Annotated in this window: 11 protein-coding genes and 1 pseudogene; 9 read left to right on the forward strand and 3 right to left on the reverse strand. The window is 42.3% G+C overall.

Annotated elements, in window-relative coordinates:
• Window positions 1-140: 140 nt before the first annotated feature.
• The 5 genes from NYE22_RS02280 to flhP all read left to right on the forward strand — a co-directional run bounded on the left by NYE22_RS02280 (window position 141) and on the right by flhP (window position 3,531).
• Window positions 141-251, forward strand: coding sequence for a protein usd (locus tag NYE22_RS02280; protein WP_010886628.1), 111 nt, complete (start codon window positions 141-143; stop codon window positions 249-251).
• A gap of 14 nt (window positions 252-265) precedes the next feature.
• A complete protein-coding gene (gene spoIIID, locus NYE22_RS02285; protein ID WP_003221804.1) occupies window positions 266-547 on the forward strand; it encodes a sporulation transcriptional regulator SpoIIID in 282 nt (93 codons plus the stop codon).
• A gap of 165 nt (window positions 548-712) precedes the next feature.
• The gene (gene mbl, locus NYE22_RS02290; protein ID WP_003227776.1) at window positions 713-1,714 is read left to right on the forward strand and encodes a cell shape-determining protein Mbl; all 1,002 of its coding nucleotides are present in this window, start codon (window positions 713-715) and stop codon (window positions 1,712-1,714) included.
• A 162-nt stretch (window positions 1,715-1,876) separates the two neighbouring features.
• Complete coding sequence (gene flhO / locus NYE22_RS02295; protein ID WP_032727034.1) at window positions 1,877-2,689, forward strand: flagellar hook-basal body complex protein FlhO; 813 nt, start codon at window positions 1,877-1,879, stop codon at window positions 2,687-2,689.
• Between the two features lie 32 nt (window positions 2,690-2,721).
• Window positions 2,722-3,531 carry a flagellar hook-basal body complex protein FlhP gene (gene flhP, locus NYE22_RS02300; protein WP_014478212.1) on the forward strand — a complete coding sequence of 270 codons (810 nt, stop codon included), beginning with the start codon at window positions 2,722-2,724 and terminating at the stop codon, window positions 3,529-3,531.
• A gap of 22 nt (window positions 3,532-3,553) precedes the next feature.
• Here the strand turns inward: flhP and rapD are convergent, their stop codons facing one another.
• Window positions 3,554-4,618 (reverse strand): aspartate phosphatase RapD, encoded by a 1,065-nt coding sequence (rapD, locus tag NYE22_RS02305; protein ID WP_342412264.1) that lies wholly within the window; start codon window positions 4,616-4,618, stop codon window positions 3,554-3,556.
• A gap of 191 nt (window positions 4,619-4,809) precedes the next feature.
• Between rapD and fabZ the strand changes: the two genes are divergently transcribed.
• Window positions 4,810-5,235, forward strand: a complete 426-nt coding sequence (fabZ, locus tag NYE22_RS02310; protein ID WP_003221796.1) for a 3-hydroxyacyl-ACP dehydratase FabZ — start codon at window positions 4,810-4,812, stop codon at window positions 5,233-5,235.
• A 72-nt stretch (window positions 5,236-5,307) separates the two neighbouring features.
• Entirely contained in the window at window positions 5,308-5,703 is a 396-nt protein-coding gene (gene mscL / locus NYE22_RS02315; RefSeq protein ID WP_021445844.1) for a large conductance mechanosensitive channel protein MscL, read from the forward strand.
• 46 nt (window positions 5,704-5,749) lie between these two features.
• Here the strand turns inward: mscL and NYE22_RS02320 are convergent, their stop codons facing one another.
• Window positions 5,750-6,721: a histidine kinase gene (locus NYE22_RS02320; protein WP_250540491.1), complete on the reverse strand. Its 972-nt coding sequence runs from the start codon at window positions 6,719-6,721 to the stop codon at window positions 5,750-5,752.
• A gap of 177 nt (window positions 6,722-6,898) precedes the next feature.
• Window positions 6,899-8,836: pseudogene (locus NYE22_RS02325) on the reverse strand (sensor histidine kinase); the annotation flags it as partial.
• 182 nt (window positions 8,837-9,018) lie between these two features.
• Between NYE22_RS02325 and NYE22_RS02330 the strand changes: the two are divergent.
• Window positions 9,019-10,095, forward strand: a complete 1,077-nt coding sequence (locus NYE22_RS02330; RefSeq protein WP_015384861.1) for a response regulator — start codon at window positions 9,019-9,021, stop codon at window positions 10,093-10,095.
• Window positions 10,096-10,412: 317 nt separating this feature from the next.
• Window positions 10,413-16,376, forward strand: a complete 5,964-nt coding sequence (locus NYE22_RS02335; RefSeq protein WP_342412265.1) for a SpaA isopeptide-forming pilin-related protein — start codon at window positions 10,413-10,415, stop codon at window positions 16,374-16,376.
• The last annotated feature ends 60 nt before the right edge of the window (window positions 16,377-16,436 follow it).

Consider the following 16,436-nt stretch of genomic DNA (forward strand, 5'->3'; position numbering starts at 1 on the left):
ATTTAGTGACGCGAAATAGTTTGCTGAATCTGAAAAAGTTCGTTTCACCCCTTGTCCTTATTGAGTTTTTAGCATATTCCCAAAAGAATGCTAATACACTGTTACAAACCTAACAAAGAGAGTGTTTGAGGTGAGGGATCGTGGGCATATTTCACAAACTTACTTTTAAAACCATACAACGAAGAAGCGGCATAATGAACGACTCTTTACAGAATACGGATCTCATTTCACACTTCTCACATCCATTTTAGGGAGGTCGAGTGGTGTGCACGATTACATCAAAGAGCGAACAATCAAGATAGGGAAGTACATCGTGGAGACAAAGAAAACCGTTCGTGTCATTGCGAAGGAATTTGGTGTTTCCAAAAGTACAGTACACAAGGATTTAACAGAGCGTCTGCCTGAAATTAACCCCGACTTGGCAAACGAAGTGAAAGAAATACTCGATTATCATAAATCCATCAGGCATTTAAGAGGAGGAGAAGCGACAAAGCTCAAATATAAAAAAGATGAAATTCTCGAAGGAGAGCCTGTTCAGCAATCGTAATCACCTGGCATTGCCTTCTTGAAATCGTTCATAAAACATCCGCAAAAATTTGTAAAGAACTTATTGTGCTTCCAACTTTTTTTCTATATTTTATGATAATATATATAATTAGGGCACAATGTGGATATTTACTGTGAAACAGATTTTCAAGGAGGATATAAATAGATGTTTGCAAGGGATATTGGTATTGACCTCGGTACTGCAAATGTACTGATCCATGTTAAAGGTAAAGGAATTGTTCTGAATGAACCTTCCGTTGTTGCACTTGATAAAAACAGCGGCAAAGTGCTGGCGGTTGGCGAAGAGGCAAGACGAATGGTTGGACGTACACCTGGGAATATTGTTGCGATTCGCCCGCTGAAAGACGGAGTTATTGCTGACTTTGAAGTAACAGAAGCAATGCTGAAACATTTTATTAACAAGCTGAATGTAAAAGGCCTGTTCTCAAAGCCGCGCATGCTCATTTGCTGCCCGACGAATATTACATCCGTTGAGCAAAAAGCAATTAAAGAAGCTGCAGAAAAAAGCGGCGGGAAACATGTGTACCTTGAAGAAGAACCTAAAGTTGCCGCTATCGGCGCGGGTATGGAAATATTCCAGCCAAGCGGTAACATGGTTGTAGACATCGGAGGCGGGACGACGGATATCGCGGTTATTTCAATGGGCGATATTGTCACCTCCTCTTCTATTAAAATGGCTGGGGACAAGTTTGACATGGAAATCTTAAATTATATCAAACGCGAGTACAAGCTGCTGATCGGCGAACGTACTGCGGAGGATATTAAGATTAAAGTCGCAACTGTTTTCCCAGACGCACGTCACGAGGAAATTTCCATTCGCGGACGGGACATGGTTTCCGGTCTTCCAAGAACAATTACAGTAAACAGTAAAGAAGTTGAAGAAGCCCTTCGTGAATCTGTCGCTGTTATTGTTCAGGCTGCGAAACAAGTGCTCGAAAGAACACCGCCTGAACTTTCTGCTGATATTATTGACCGCGGCGTTATTATTACCGGCGGAGGCGCGCTCTTAAACGGCCTTGACCAGCTGCTTGCTGAAGAGCTGAAGGTACCGGTCCTCGTTGCTGAAAATCCTATGGATTGCGTAGCCATCGGCACAGGTGTCATGCTTGATAATATGGACAAGCTTCCTAAACGCAAACTAAGCTGATTTCACAAACCTCATTCTGAAAAAGAATGAGGTTTTTTTATGAAAAAGCCTTCACGAAAAGGTGTTAAATGACGATAATAGGATAAAATACTGAGTTTTTATTACAGAACGAACGTTCCTATATGACAACTGGAAAAAATGCCATTTTTAGAGGTGGGAAATTTGTTAAAAGGATTATATACAGCAACATCCGCAATGATTGCCCAGCAGCGAAGAACGGAAATGCTTTCAAATAATATTGCTAACGCAAATACATCAGGATATAAAGCTGATCAAGGCTCTATGCGCGCGTTCCCTGAGATGCTGCTCAGCAGAATAGAATCAAAATCTCCGGCCGGGACATCAAGGACGGAAATCGGTTCCGTGAATACCGGAGTATATATGCAGGAGCTCAAGCCTCTCTTTACACAGGGAAGCCTGAAGTCCACAGACCAGCCTACAGACATTGCATTGATCGAAAATCAAGTTCCGATGAATGCGGAAACCAATGAAAAAGCTGCTCTTTTTTATCCGGTTCAAACAGCGGATGGAATCCGTTATTCAAAAAGCAGCACATTTTCACTAAATGAAAACAATCAGCTGACGATCAACGGACGCCCTATTTTATCGACGGATCGCCAGCCAATCACTGTTGATAATGAGAATTTCACTGTGTCTGAAAACGGTACTGTGACAACGAACGGACGCACAGCCGGCCAGATTGATGTCAGAATGGCGGAAGATGTCCGCAATCTCAAACGGGACGGAAATGATTTGTACAGCACGGCGGACGGTAATGATCTGCCAAGCGCAGCCGGAAATAATCAGGTAGCCTATTCATTAAAACAAGGCGTCTCAGAGCTTTCAAACGTGGATGTGACAAGCGCCTATACAGAAATGACTGAAGCGTACAGATCGTTTGAGGCGAATCAGAAGGTTATTCAGGCTTACGATAAAAGTATGGATAAAGCAGCAAATGAAATTGGAAAAATTTAAGATAACGGAAGAAAAAACGGGGGACATCAACTATGCTCAGGTCAATGCTAACGGCATCAACAACCTTAAACCAGCTGCAGCAGCAGATTGACACAATCAGCAGCAACCTTTCAAACAGCAACACAACCGGCTATAAGGCAAAAGATACGAATTTTTCTGAGCTTGTCAGACAGCAATTCGATCAGGTTGATGAAAAAAACGAGGAAGTGGCAAAAGCCCGAAAAACGCCGCCCGGCTTGCGCCTTGGCGTTGGAGCGATGATGAATTCACGCCTGGTCTCTGATCAAGGAAGCATTCAGAAGACCGATCGCGATCTGGATATCGCATTTACGTCTCCATACCAGTATCTTCAGGTAAATGTAAATGGAAACCGCCAGTATACGAGGGACGGGGCGCTGTATGTAACGCCGTCCGCTGCGAATGCCAACCAGCTGCAGCTTGTCACTGGAAATGGGTATCCCGTACTTGATGAGAACGGCAATACAGTGAACATCGACAGCTCAATGAAGAATATCACCATCAATAAGAACGGCACCTTAACCGCATCTGACGGAAACGCGGTTCAGCGGTTTAATCTTGGCGTTGTCCAAGTGAATAACCCTCAAGAGCTGAAATCCGAAGGGAATAACCTTTTCTCTATTGATAATGCGGCAGCTTTTGAAGAGCTGAACGGCGCTAATAGACAAAACATCGGCATGCAGCAGGGCTCACTTGAGATGTCCAATGTCGATATTTCAGAACAAATGACAGATTTGATCACGTCCCAGCGTTCATATCAGCTGAACAGCAGAACGATCACAATGGGAGATCAAATGCTCGGTTTAATCAATTCAGTCAGATAATAAGAAAATGGGCGTTTTTCAATCAGCCGCGCATGATAAAAAAAGCGGCTTTTTCGAAATCGTCCTTTTTTTTGTAGTATTCCGTAATATCTTCTAACAGCACTTCTAAATCCACCCACGCCTCGATTTTTTCTAATTCAAGCACATATTCGAGCAGCTGCTCATAAGGGTCTTCGGCTGATGTGAAGAGGGCTTCAAGCGTTTTTAATTTTAAATAAATGGTTTGAATGTCTACCTTTTCAGATAATTCTTTTCCTTTTTGAAGGACGGCTTTAGCTTCTGTGATGTTCCCTGTTTTAAAAAGCGCTCTGACAGACTCGTACACACAATGAAGATATGAGACTGGTGAATTCATTTCAAATTCTTGATTCTTTAATACTTTTCTAAAGTAAAGAAGCGCTTCCTGGTCTTTTTTCTCGGTCGCTTTTAAAAAGCCAAGGTTATAATAAGCGTGGCATAGCAGGTTTTCGTCATGTAGTTGCTGGGTTTTCTTAATGATTTCTTTGAAAAGCTGTTCAGCTTTTTCATAGCGTTCTTGATCAATATAATTCACGGCGAGCAAAAGTTTACAGGTGATTACCTTTTTGATATAGCCGAATTGGTGCAAATAGATGTGTAATGCTTTTTTGACGTATTGGATGGAAAGCGGCGGTGATTTCATCAAGTAATAGGCGCCGGCGGTTTGATAATATAAATCAGCGGCTTCAAACGTATTTTGAATGGCGGCCAGGTACTGTTCAGCTTTTTTAAAATGATGTACTGCATGTTTCGGAGCTGTTTTTACCATCTCGTATAACCCAGAGAAAAAATACAGATAATATTTCAATTCATCATCCATTTTGTCTTCCAGGCCATATAGGTCATCGAACAATGAATCGAGTCCGTTCTGGTTTTCAAAAAGCAGCTGATGGCGGGCCTGAAACAATTGATAACGCATCCAAAGTTTTGTGTTTTTTTTGATCTTCGGAAGGTGCTGGTCAATTTTCTCTTTCAGTGTGCAAACGTGATTCATTTTGCGTTTGCTCATTGCGGAATACCACTCGTCTAACATGTTTAGCATTCTTTTTTCAATAAACTTCGAAATCATTTTCCTACCTCTTTGCTATTGGTAAAATCTATAATTATCATATCATAACTTTTGACGGCTCTCATTGACAGTTGGTTACATTTTAGCGCGGTTGAAAAAGAGATTAATTCATAATATACTTTTCAAATGTACAGATTGGATCTTTGATGATTGCTATACATACTAATGCAGATGAAGGAGATGTCAAGACAATGCTTGATACTCAGCAAATTAAAGAAATTATTCCTCACCGTTATCCGTTTTTGCTTGTGGATCGGATTACGGAAGTTGAAGAGGGCAAACGGGCAAAAGGCTATAAAAATGTAACCGCTAATGAAGAGTTCTTTAACGGACATTTTCCTCAGTACCCGGTTATGCCCGGCGTATTAATCGTAGAAGCACTCGCTCAAGTCGGAGCTGTTGCGATGTTGATTAAAGAAGAAAACCGCGGCAGACTGGCTTTTTTTGCAGGCATTGATAACTGCCGCTTTAAAAAACAAGTCAAGCCTGGTGACCAGCTTCACCTTGAGGTTGAAATCATTCGTGCCCGCGGCACAATCGGGCGCGGAAAAGGCGTTGCCACAGTTGATGGCGAAGTCGTTTGCGAAGTAGAACTGACTTTTGCCCTCGGAGAATAATTGAAAAAAGGCAGATGGCCAGCGGCACATTTGTCTTTTTTTCTTTACAAATATAGAAAAGCAGGTGATTGTATGTGGAATGAATTTAAAGCCTTTGCCATGCGGGGGAATATCGTAGACCTTGCGATTGGTGTTGTGATAGGCGGCGCTTTCGGAAAGATCGTCACATCTCTAGTAAATGATATCATTATGCCTTTGGTCGGTTTGCTGCTGGGAGGGCTTGACTTTTCAGGCCTGTCGTTTACGTTTGGCGATGCTGTAGTGAAATATGGAAGCTTTATACAGACGATTGTGAACTTCTTAATTATATCGTTCTCCATTTTTATCGTCATTCGGACTTTGAATGGGTTAAGGCGCAAAAAAGAAGCAGCAGAAGAAGAGGCTGCGGAGGAAGCGGTGGATGCGCAGGAGGAGCTGCTGAAAGAAATCAGAGACCTGCTGAAGCAGCAAGCAAAGTCGCCGGAATAAAAAAGATGCCGTTAGAAACGGCGTCTTTTTTTATCTCAATTTTCGTTTAGGTTCGTTCTGTGTCCTTCAGTTCTGCAGGGCTTTCTGTTGTTTCAGCGAGATGAATGAGCATTGAGACAGAGGTGCCTGCATCCGGAATGCTGCTGATCATCAACTCGCTTCCGCAAAAATGTTTCAGCCGCTGATTGATATTTTTCAATCCGACGCTGCGATCGAAATCCGCAGATAAGAGGTCCTTTTGTTTTTCAGGAGTCATCCCGGCACCGTTATCCTCTACATTGATGTAATACTCATTTTTGCTTTGTTTTTTAGCTGTCAGTTTGATCCATCCTCCGCCTCTTTTCTTACTGACACCGTGAAGAACGGCATTTTCCACCAAGGGCTGAATCATTAAAGGCGGAAGGATAAAGTCAATGTCTTGATCTATATCGAAAAGAACCTCAAGCCGATTACCGAATCGCGTCTTTTCTATAGAAAGATAGGAATTGATAATCGAAAGCTCATGTCTGAAGGAACTGATGGCTGATGTATTTTGAAAGTCAAAACTCATTCTTAAATAGTTAGTAAATTCCTCTGTTACCTCTCGGGCCTTTTCAATATCCAAATGAGTGAGAGAAATAATCGTGTTTAATACATTATAAAGAAAATGAGGCTTGATTTGCGATTGGAGAAATGCCATTTCCATTCTAGTGGCTTGATTTGCTGTATGTTTCATCATGATCAGGTTTTGAATACGCGCCATAAATTCAGAGTAATGATAGGGTTTTTGCAAAATGTCATTCGCTCCGGCATGAAAAGCCTTGTATTTGTCATGGCCGATAATGGCAGCTGTAATGATCAGAACCGGAAGATCAACCATGCTGAATCGTTCGCGAATTTTCATACAGACTTCGAAACCAGTCATATCCGGCATCATCAAGTCCAAAATAACCAAATCAAGCTTCGTGCAAGAGATGATTTCTAATGCTTCCTTTCCGTTCTTCACAGCAATCACATTGTAGGGCACACCTTCAAGCATATCGCTCAAAATTTTTAAACTGTCAATGTTATCATCGACAATCAGGATGGTTGGAGCGTCAATATGCTCAGAGTAATAAGGCGTGCTAAATGAGATATCTGATAGATCTCTCTCGGATTGTAATTCAGGAAGGCGTTTTTTTGTTTCAGATACAGGTTCATTTTGGGCGATCGGCAAGGTGAAATGGAATGCCGAACCTTTTCCTTCTTCCGATTCGACCCAAATGTCTCCGTTATGGAGCTGAACCAGCTGTTTGACAATGCTGAGGCCAAGACCGGCACCATCGTCTTTATTCTTTTCGGCTTGCTGAAAAGACTCAAAGATGGTTTGGCGATCGGCTTCTGAAATGCCGCTTCCTGTATCCGCTACTGTCACTTTGATCATGTTGTCGTTCAGTCTTGAAGCAGAAAGTGTGATTTGGCCCTCTTTTGTATATTTGATTGCATTGTCTACTAAATTGGTTAATATTTGGCGGAAGCGGTTTTCATCTGCGAGCACTAAAGGAAGATCGTCAGGGATATGGTTCATCATATTCAAGTTTTTATGTCTCGATAAAAGATTGTAGAAATTCATTTCCGAACAAACTAAAGTATAAATATCAACAGGAACCGGGTGGATTTGAAGCATGCCCTGCTTTATTTTTTCTAAATCTAGAATGTCATTTACCAGATTGGACAGCCTGTAGCCCATGCGGATGACGAGCTGCATATTTTCTTTCTCTTCTTCTATCGTTCTTTTTCCTTTGCCGGCCAGCAGGGTCTGGCATATATTAATGATGCTGTTCAGCGGTGTTTTGAATTCATGTGATGTTTTGGCGATAAATTCATCCTTTAGCCGGTCAATTCTGAGCAATTTCCACGACAGCACTTCATTTTCACGGAATGCTCCGGCAAATTGCTGCGCCATCAGCAGAACGATCGCCAGTAAAGCGATAACTGTTGGCAGTGAATAAATCGAATTAAAGGAAAAAGCCGTTTTGCCGCTGTAAGCTGAAATGGTGGTTAAAATGACAAAAGCACTCATTGATATAGATGCAATAGTAAGATACAGACTTCCTTCCATTTTGCGGATCGCAGCAATCGTAAAAATATATGTAATATAAACCAGAGTCGAGACGGCTAGCACAGAATGTAAGATGTACGAGGTATGGCCGATAAAACCCACGGTTAAAAAATCTGTGACTAAGACCAGCCCGGAAGAAACAGTGGCAATGCGAATAAAACGCTTTGAAACAATCTCTCTGTAAGCGAAAAAGAGATAGAGAAAAACCGCAATGCTGACGAGCACTGTAGAGATTGCCCTCAATGAATTTAGCAGTGAAAATGAAATTGACGGAAAGAGGAGAAATATAATCCGCTCTTTTCCGATCATCAGAATAATGAACGAAAACAGAAGACACATAACAGAAAAAAACAACAAATGTTTATCTTTTTTTCTTTGCAGGAAAAAGCCCAGAAAATATAATCCGGTAATGAAAAAAGCTGTAATCATGATTGTATCATTAAGAAAGGAAATTTTATTTTCCCGCACTATTTGCTCCTGGGTGCCAAAAGTAATTGGCTTTGCGATTCCCCATCCCGGCGTTTTTCCGAAGTTCGAAAATTGTACGACAAGTTCATTGTCACCCTTGTGAAGCGTAAAAAAGCTCGTATATGGGCGGTTTTGTGCCGCAAAATCAGGTTTATTTGAAGGGTTGCCGCTTTGGCCAATGAATTGTCCATTAAAATAGATGCGATTGGCACTGTAAATAAACGACGTGCTGATCCCAAAAACCTGATTGTCTTGCTTTGATCTGATGGTCAGCTTATACGTTCCGTAATCCACATTGATACCCTGCTTGGCTAGCTTCACATTGCTGGGGACATCAACGAAGAGAGGATCTTTTCCTTTTGCTGAGGCGATCTCTTTTGGTGACAGAATCTGATTTGGATACAATGTCCATTCTCCGTTCAGCTGTACATTCCCATCCTTCTGAAAATCCCACTTCTCCAGGTTCATGACCCCATGCCTTGCCGCAGGAAGCGTTGTTCCGGAAAAATGGCCAATGGCAATGAAAACCATAAAAAATGCAGCGTAACCGAAAATAATTGAAGTAAAGATGAATTTTTCTTTCATATTATAGCTCCTTTATTTAAGCAGGCTCATTCTAAATTCCTACCTTTTTATAAATATTGTAAGTGCAAAATTTCAAAAACTACAATAGAAAGAAAAAGAATCCAGATAAAGGGGTTATTTGTCATGATATAATAGAAGTTATTTACTGATATCTCGATTTTACATATAGGGTGGGATGTTTTGTGAAAGCGTTAATTGTTGATGATGAGCACTTGGCATTGCTTCATTTTAAGAAAATGCTTGAACGAACAAACGCCTTTCAATCTATTATGGCGTATCAAGATCCAGTTGAAGCCTTAGAGCATCCTGAGACTCCTGCTGTAGATGCGGTGTTTCTTGATATTGAAATGCCGGGGGTAAACGGCATTGAGCTTGCTGAGGCGATTCAATCGATGAATGAAAACATCCAAGTCGTTTTCATCACGGCTTATAATGAGTTTGCTATCAAAGCGTTTGAGCTGAATGCCATTGATTATTTGCTGAAGCCTGTCATATACAAGCGGCTTGAGACAACTGTTGAACGAATCAAAACGAATAATATGCTCAGACAAAATGCAGAAAATACCGAGGCGCATTTTTCCATCCAATGCTTTGGGAGCTTGCAGTTTCATCAAACCTTAAAGGATGTCAAAACAAGCATTCCAGTCAAGTGGAGAACGTCGAAAGCACGTGAAATATACTTATTTTTGCTTCACAATCAAGGCCATGTGGTCAGTAAAGACATGCTAATCGATCTTTTTTGGCCTCATTACGATGTTTCAAAAGCAAGCACCCAACTTTACTCCACCATTTACCAAATACGAAAATTATTCAGCCAGATCCCTTTCAGCCAAACTATCGAGAAGACTGATACTGGGTATATTCTTCGGCTTTCAGGCGCAAAAATCGATGTTGTCGAATGGGAAAAATCACTAAAAGGGGCGCCGCCGCTCAATACGGCTACATTACATCTGCACATGGATATTTTCATGTCCTATCAAAATCATTACCTAATGGAGCACGGTTATCTTTGGGCAGAACCGGAAAAGACGCGTCTTTCCCAGCTTTGGCTTGGAAAGGCCTATGAACTGATCGATTATCATATTCATGAAATGAACGATCATCAAGCGATGGACATTTGCCTGCAAGCCGAGAAAATTGAGCCATGCGATCATAAAATTATGCAATACAAGCTGCAGCTATTCAACAAAAACGGGAAGGTAGAAGAGGCGATAAAAGAATATCAGCGTTACAAACAAATGAAGGATCAAATTAATTAAAGAACTCCAAACCAGTATGTGTCGATTGCCTTTCGATGCACACTGGTTTTTTTGTGCACTTAAAGGGAAGGCCCTCGCCATATGTCTCCTGGGTGAAACTTCAACTCTCTCCAATTCACTTCAATCATACATGATTTCTGAGTTGTACAGAAATTGTATAGTTCCATTTCATACAATGTAGTTTGGTTCGGATGGCAAATCTTAGTTTTGAAACTCATTCGGTATTAGCAGTTCTTTTTGGGGGATGAGACATGATGTTATGGTCTCGCGGATCAATCGGCAAGTGAAAGATAGATAAGAAAGGGAGGAATGAAAAGTTGAGAACGAGGAGTTTTCCCTTAGGGCTGAAAAAAAGCGGGCGGATCGTTATGATCATAAGCCTTGCCATCTTTTTCTTCTTCAGCCAGATCGCCAGCTATACTCTTACAGCACAGGCTGTGGACGTAACGTCAAGTGACAGCCAATTCTTCGATTCGGTAACAGTTAAGGACGCCAAGGGCCAGATTGTTGACGGATCAAAAGGAAACAAACCGGCACTAACACCGGGGGACGAAGTGAAACTGACATATGAATGGTCATTGAAAAAAGACAATAAAGCAGATAGCGAACAGGATATCAATGTGGAGATACCTAAAAGCTTTACATTTGATAAAGGTGCAGAAGGTGAGATCAAATCTGCTGATCAGGTCATCGGCAGCTATCAAGTGCCGGCGGGCAGCAGCACCATGACAGTAAAATTAACAACTGCATCCGCGGATTCTCCTGATGCCAAGGGGACCATTACACTGCCAGCTAAGTTTACTGCAGATGTAAAAGGCGATGAACATACAGCAGCAGCCCTTTTTCAGCTAGGGGGAGGCAAAACCCAGCAGGTGATCATTCCTGTTAAGAAAGAGGAGACACCAGATGCCGAGGCGGAAGAGCCAAAAAACGACTCTTCTGATACTGCGGGTGATCGGGAAGGGAAAGATGACAAACCTGCACCTTCAGTCAGCAAGGATCAAAAAGAGGAAGAACAGCAGCCGTCAGATGACGCTAAGAGCGGCGAAGCCTCTAAGAGTGATGATTCAAAAAAAGTGTCATCCTCAAGTCAATCAGCTTTCAAAAGTTTGCAAACTGAAGAAAAACAAATCACGCAAAATATTTTAACTGGCGTGACGTTGACGGACGAAAACGGAAAGCCATATGACAAGGGCAATCGCGCCAATACGAATTCTCCGGTGAAAATTTCAATTGATTGGGCCATTCCCGACAATTTAGGAAAAACAATCAATGCCGGCGATAAATATGAATTTGATTTGCCTAAAGAATTTATTATGCATAATGACATTGTGAACCTGCCTTTAAGCGCCGGAGACACCACATACGGGACATTTTCTATTGATACGAACGGACATGTGGTAATGACATTTAACGGCGAGGTAAAAGACAGTTCTAATGTCAAAGGCACATTGGTTATCAATACGCAGTTCAACGAGAAAAAAATAACGGGTTCGACAACACAAAAGATTCCATTTCCTGTGAATGCCGATACTCCTGAAACAACAGTTTATTTTAAACCCAATGTGAGTAAAACCATTGATAAATCAGGTGTGCTGGATAAAGGCATCAACCCTGGTAAAGTAACATGGACGGTCGATGTCAATAAAAAGTTGGATCAAGTCAAAAATGCCAAACTCACGGAAAGCCTTCCAGATGGCGTCATCTACCGTTCAGTTAAAGTGTATGAACTCAATGTGAACATTGATGGTTCTGTCAGCAGAGGAAATGAAGTTTCTTCCGGCTACAGTGTTGATTCAAAAGGAAATGTCACATTTGACGGGACAATTGATTCAGCATACCGCCTTGTATACGAAACCGACATTGACAATAGTGCGAAGCCGAGTGAAGGCGGAAATGTAACGCTGACGAACAAGGCGGCATTCAGCGGAGACAACCTGGAACCCATTTCTGCCGAAGCCACTGTTGCAGCCAAATATGGAAAAATGATCGCGAAATCATCGACCGGCTATGATGGAGAATCTCAAACATTCAGCTGGGCTCTTTCATACAATTACGGTGAGAAACAGATCGACCAATCCAAGGCCAGCATTAAAGATGCTTTTGGAACTGGCGATTTGCATCTTGTGAAAGATTCTTTGAAGGTTATTCCTATTACCTTTGGACAGAACGGCAGTGAGCAAGCGGGAACGCCTTTAAAGGAAGGCGAGGACTATACGCTGATCGATAATGGAAGCGGATTTGAAGTCAAATTTAATAAAACCATTACCAGCGCGTACAAAATCACATATCAAACAAAGGTCAACAGCGGAGTGATCATTGATAAATCTACAACATACACCAACAGCGTTGTGACCGGAACAGGGGATTCAAAAGAGGCTTCCGGAATAGCCATTCAGCAAAACCTCATCAAAGGATATTCAAACGTAGATTATGAGAAGAAGACGGCTGATTGGACGATTACAGTTAATAAAAATAAATACTTGATGAACAATTGGACTTTGAATGATCAATTTGAAAGCGGCGGAATGGTTCTGCTTGATGAATCGTTCAAGCTTCAAGACACAACGAACAACAAAACATTGCAGAAAGACAAAGACTACACGTTAATAAAAAAACCGGATCATAAAGGCTTTACTTTGGCATTGATCGGGGATTATGCAAAAACAGACAGTCAATTTAAGATCACTTATACGACAACGTTCAATGCCGATTATTCTAACGAAAGCGTTAAGAATACAGCTCAGTCGACATGGACTGATCAAAACGGCAATGAGCGCACGAATAAGGTATCAAGCGGTTTTACGCCGAATCATCAGACTTCAAATAATGGTTTCAAAAACGGATCATATAACGCGGTTTCAAAGGAAATCACGTGGAAAATCGGCGTCAACTATAACGGCGAGCCGACGAAAAACCCTTATATCAAAGATGCCATAACAGATCCTCAGCAATTTGTGCCGGGTTCCGTTGTCGTTAAGAGTTATACGATCAATAAAAACGGCTCGATCACAGAAGGAGACGCGCTTGATCCTTCCAAGTATGATGTCGAAGAGCCTTCTGCAAAAAATGAACGCACGCTGACGGTACACCTTAAAACAGGCGATTCTGTACCATATCTGATTGAGTTTAAGACATCACTCAAAGGACAGGTCATTGATCAGAATCAGTACACAAACAAGGCAACCTACTATAATGACGGTTATGCAGACCGCACACTGACGGGCTCTGTTTCAGTTACGAACGGAGGAAGTCTGGTTTTCAAAGGCGGTAAACAAAATGGAAGCTATATCGATTGGAACATCAATGTCAACTCCAGCCAATCAACGCTGGATGATGTAAAAGTTACTGATACGCCGGATGAAAATCAAATATTAGATGCGGATTCTTTTAAAGTGTATCAAGCAAAATATGATGAAAACGGAGTGGTCAAAGACAGCAGCGGAAATCTGACTGCGGGAGATGTCGAGCTTCAAAAAGACAAAGATTACACGTTAGACATCAAAACGGACAATACAACAGGTGAACAATCGTTTGTCCTGAAATTCATAGGCAGCTATAAACAAATTGACCGCGCCTATGTGATCAAATACCGGTCACTGATTAACATAGCCGGCACGAGCGGCCATGTTAAAAATAAGGTGTCCATTTCAGGAACAAATGTGAAGGAGCAGACTCAAGAAAACAGCAGCTCGATCTTTGTTGCCATTTCAAGCGGCGACGGTTCCGGATCCGGAGAAAAAGGAAGCCTGACGATTTTTAAGACTGGAGAGGACGATAAAGCTCTTGAAGGAGCAGAATTCCAGTTATGGTCTGAGGACTCCAAACAGCTCCTCCGCACTGGTACGACGGATGCCGGCGGGAAGCTTACATTCGGAAATATTCGCTACGGTTCCTATGTATTAAAAGAAGTCAAAGCGCCTGACGGATATACCATCAGTGATGCTTATGCAAAAGGAGTCTCTGTTAAGATAGACAGCAACTCCTCCAAGACAGGAGCGCTGCACAAAGTCATAAATCAACAGAACAAGGTGACGCTTATCAAACAAGACGAACAAAACAATCCTTTGGCGGGTGCTGTTTTCAAGCTGGAGAAAAAATCAAATGACGGCACCTATACTCTCATACGAACAGATATAAAATCTGATAAAAACGGAAAAGTAGAAATGAACGGTTTGCCGGCGGGCTACTATCGCTTGACAGAAACACAAGCTCCTGAAGGCTTTATCGTAAATACAAAAGCGATTCACTTCTCAGTCGCAAAGAATGAAAAGAATCAAGTGTCCGACGTTAATTTAGGGAAAATGACCAACTATCAAGGAAAAGTCTCACTGACGAAGGAAAATGCTGAAGGCCAGAAACTTGAAGGCGCAGTATTCAACATTGTCGATCAAGATGGAAAGGTCGTTCAAGAGAAGCTGACTTCAGATAAAGACGGTAAAATCGAGGCTTCGGGTCTTGCGCCGGGACGCTACGCCTTTGTGGAAATAAAAGCGCCAGCCGGCTATGTGCTGAATACAAAGAAAAAAGAATTTACCATCTCAGAATCTGCAGCAGGAAAGCCTGAAGCCGCAGATGCCGGAATCGCCGTTAACGATAAAGGCTCTGTTGAGCTGACGAAGGAAGATGCCGATGGCCAGAAGCTTGAAGGAGCCGTCTTTAAGATTATCGACAAGGAAGGTAATGCGGTTCAAGAAGGACTGACCTCAGATAAAAATGGGAAAGTCGCAGCTTCAGGCCTTGCACCGGGACACTACGCTTTTGTTGAAACGAAAGCGCCAGCGGGCTATGTGCTGAATACAGAGAAAATTGAGTTTGAGATCTCTGATTCCTCTGAAGGAAAGCCTGAAGCTACAGATGCCGGGATCGCTACTAACCATAAAGGCTCCGTTGAGTTGACGAAGGAAAATGCTGAAGGCAAGAAGCTTGAAGGTGCAGTATTCAATATTGTCGACGAGGAAGGAAATACGGTTCAAGAAGAGCTGACTTCCGATAAAGATGGAAAAGTAAAGGCTTCGGGCCTTGCGCCGGGACGTTACGCCTTTGTTGAAACGAAAGCGCCAGCCGGTTATGTGCTGAACACGGAGAAAATAGAGTTTACCATCTCAGAATTTGCAGCAGGAAAGCCTGAAGCCGCAGATGCCGGGATCGCCGTGAACTATCAAGGATCGGTTCAGCTGATGAAGGAAGATCAAGAGGGAAAAGGCTTGGCAGGCGCGGTATTCAAAATCACGGACAGCAATGGGAAAACAGTGAGAGACGATCTAGTCTCAAAAGAAGGCGGCAAAATTGAAGTTGACGGGTTAGCGCCGGGAAGCTATCAATTTATCGAAAAACAGGCGCCAGATGGATATCTTTTATCCGAAAAGCCAGTGTCATTCACCATTAAAGCAGAATATGGCGGCAAACCTGAGCAAGTGAAAGCAACAGCGGTTAATACGAAGAACCTTGTTGTCCTCACCAAAGTGGATCAGCATGATCAGCATAAAGTTCTGCAAGGTGCGGAGTTCAATTTGACAGATGCCAACGGCAAAGTGCTGAAGTCCGGTTTGGTTACCGATGACAAAGGACAAATCACGGTGCACGGCCTTAAAGCTGGCGAATATCAGTTTGTTGAAACAAAAGCGCCTAAAGATTATGAGTTGGACCAAACTCCTATATCGTTCAAGATCACAAACACAGACACGAAAACAGTCGAAATCACCGTGGAAAACATATTGGCACCAGGTGACGTAAATGTGAAAAAAGTGGATCAAGACGATAAAAATACCGTTTTGGAGGGCGCTGAATTCAAGTTATTGGACGAAAGCGGCAAGCCTGTAAAAACTGACGGGTATGGAAAAGAGCTTTCTGAACTCTGGAAAACAGATCAAAATGGGCAGTTCACTGTAAAAGGCCTTGCGCCGGGAAGCTACCAATTGATTGAAACGAAGGCTCCCGAAGGTTATAAACTTGACGAAACACCGATTGAATTCACAATTGAAAAAGGACAGTCAAAAGCTGTTGAGATCGTAGTTTCTAATCAAAAAGTGAAAACACCAGCGCCTGATAAACATGATCATCCTGATAAACCTGCACCGGGTGGAAATGGAAAAGATGATGGAGATCATCCGAATACCAATGGTACAGATGGCAGCTCGGATGGTCAGTCGAACACAGACAAAACCCTTCCAAAAACCGGAGATACAGACAGCATGCTGACAGCAATGATCGGTATCCTGCTGCTTATGGCAGGCGGAGGCTTAGCTGTTGCCTCAAGAAAGAAACAAAGAAAAGGATAAAGTTGAAGGCACCTGATCATCGAAGAATCGATCAGGTGCTTTTTTGAAAAGTGAAAGTGA

The sequence above is a fragment of the Bacillus sp. FSL K6-1560 genome (assembly GCF_038592935.1).
GTDB classification, from domain to species: Bacteria; Bacillota; Bacilli; order Bacillales; family Bacillaceae; genus Bacillus; species Bacillus subtilis.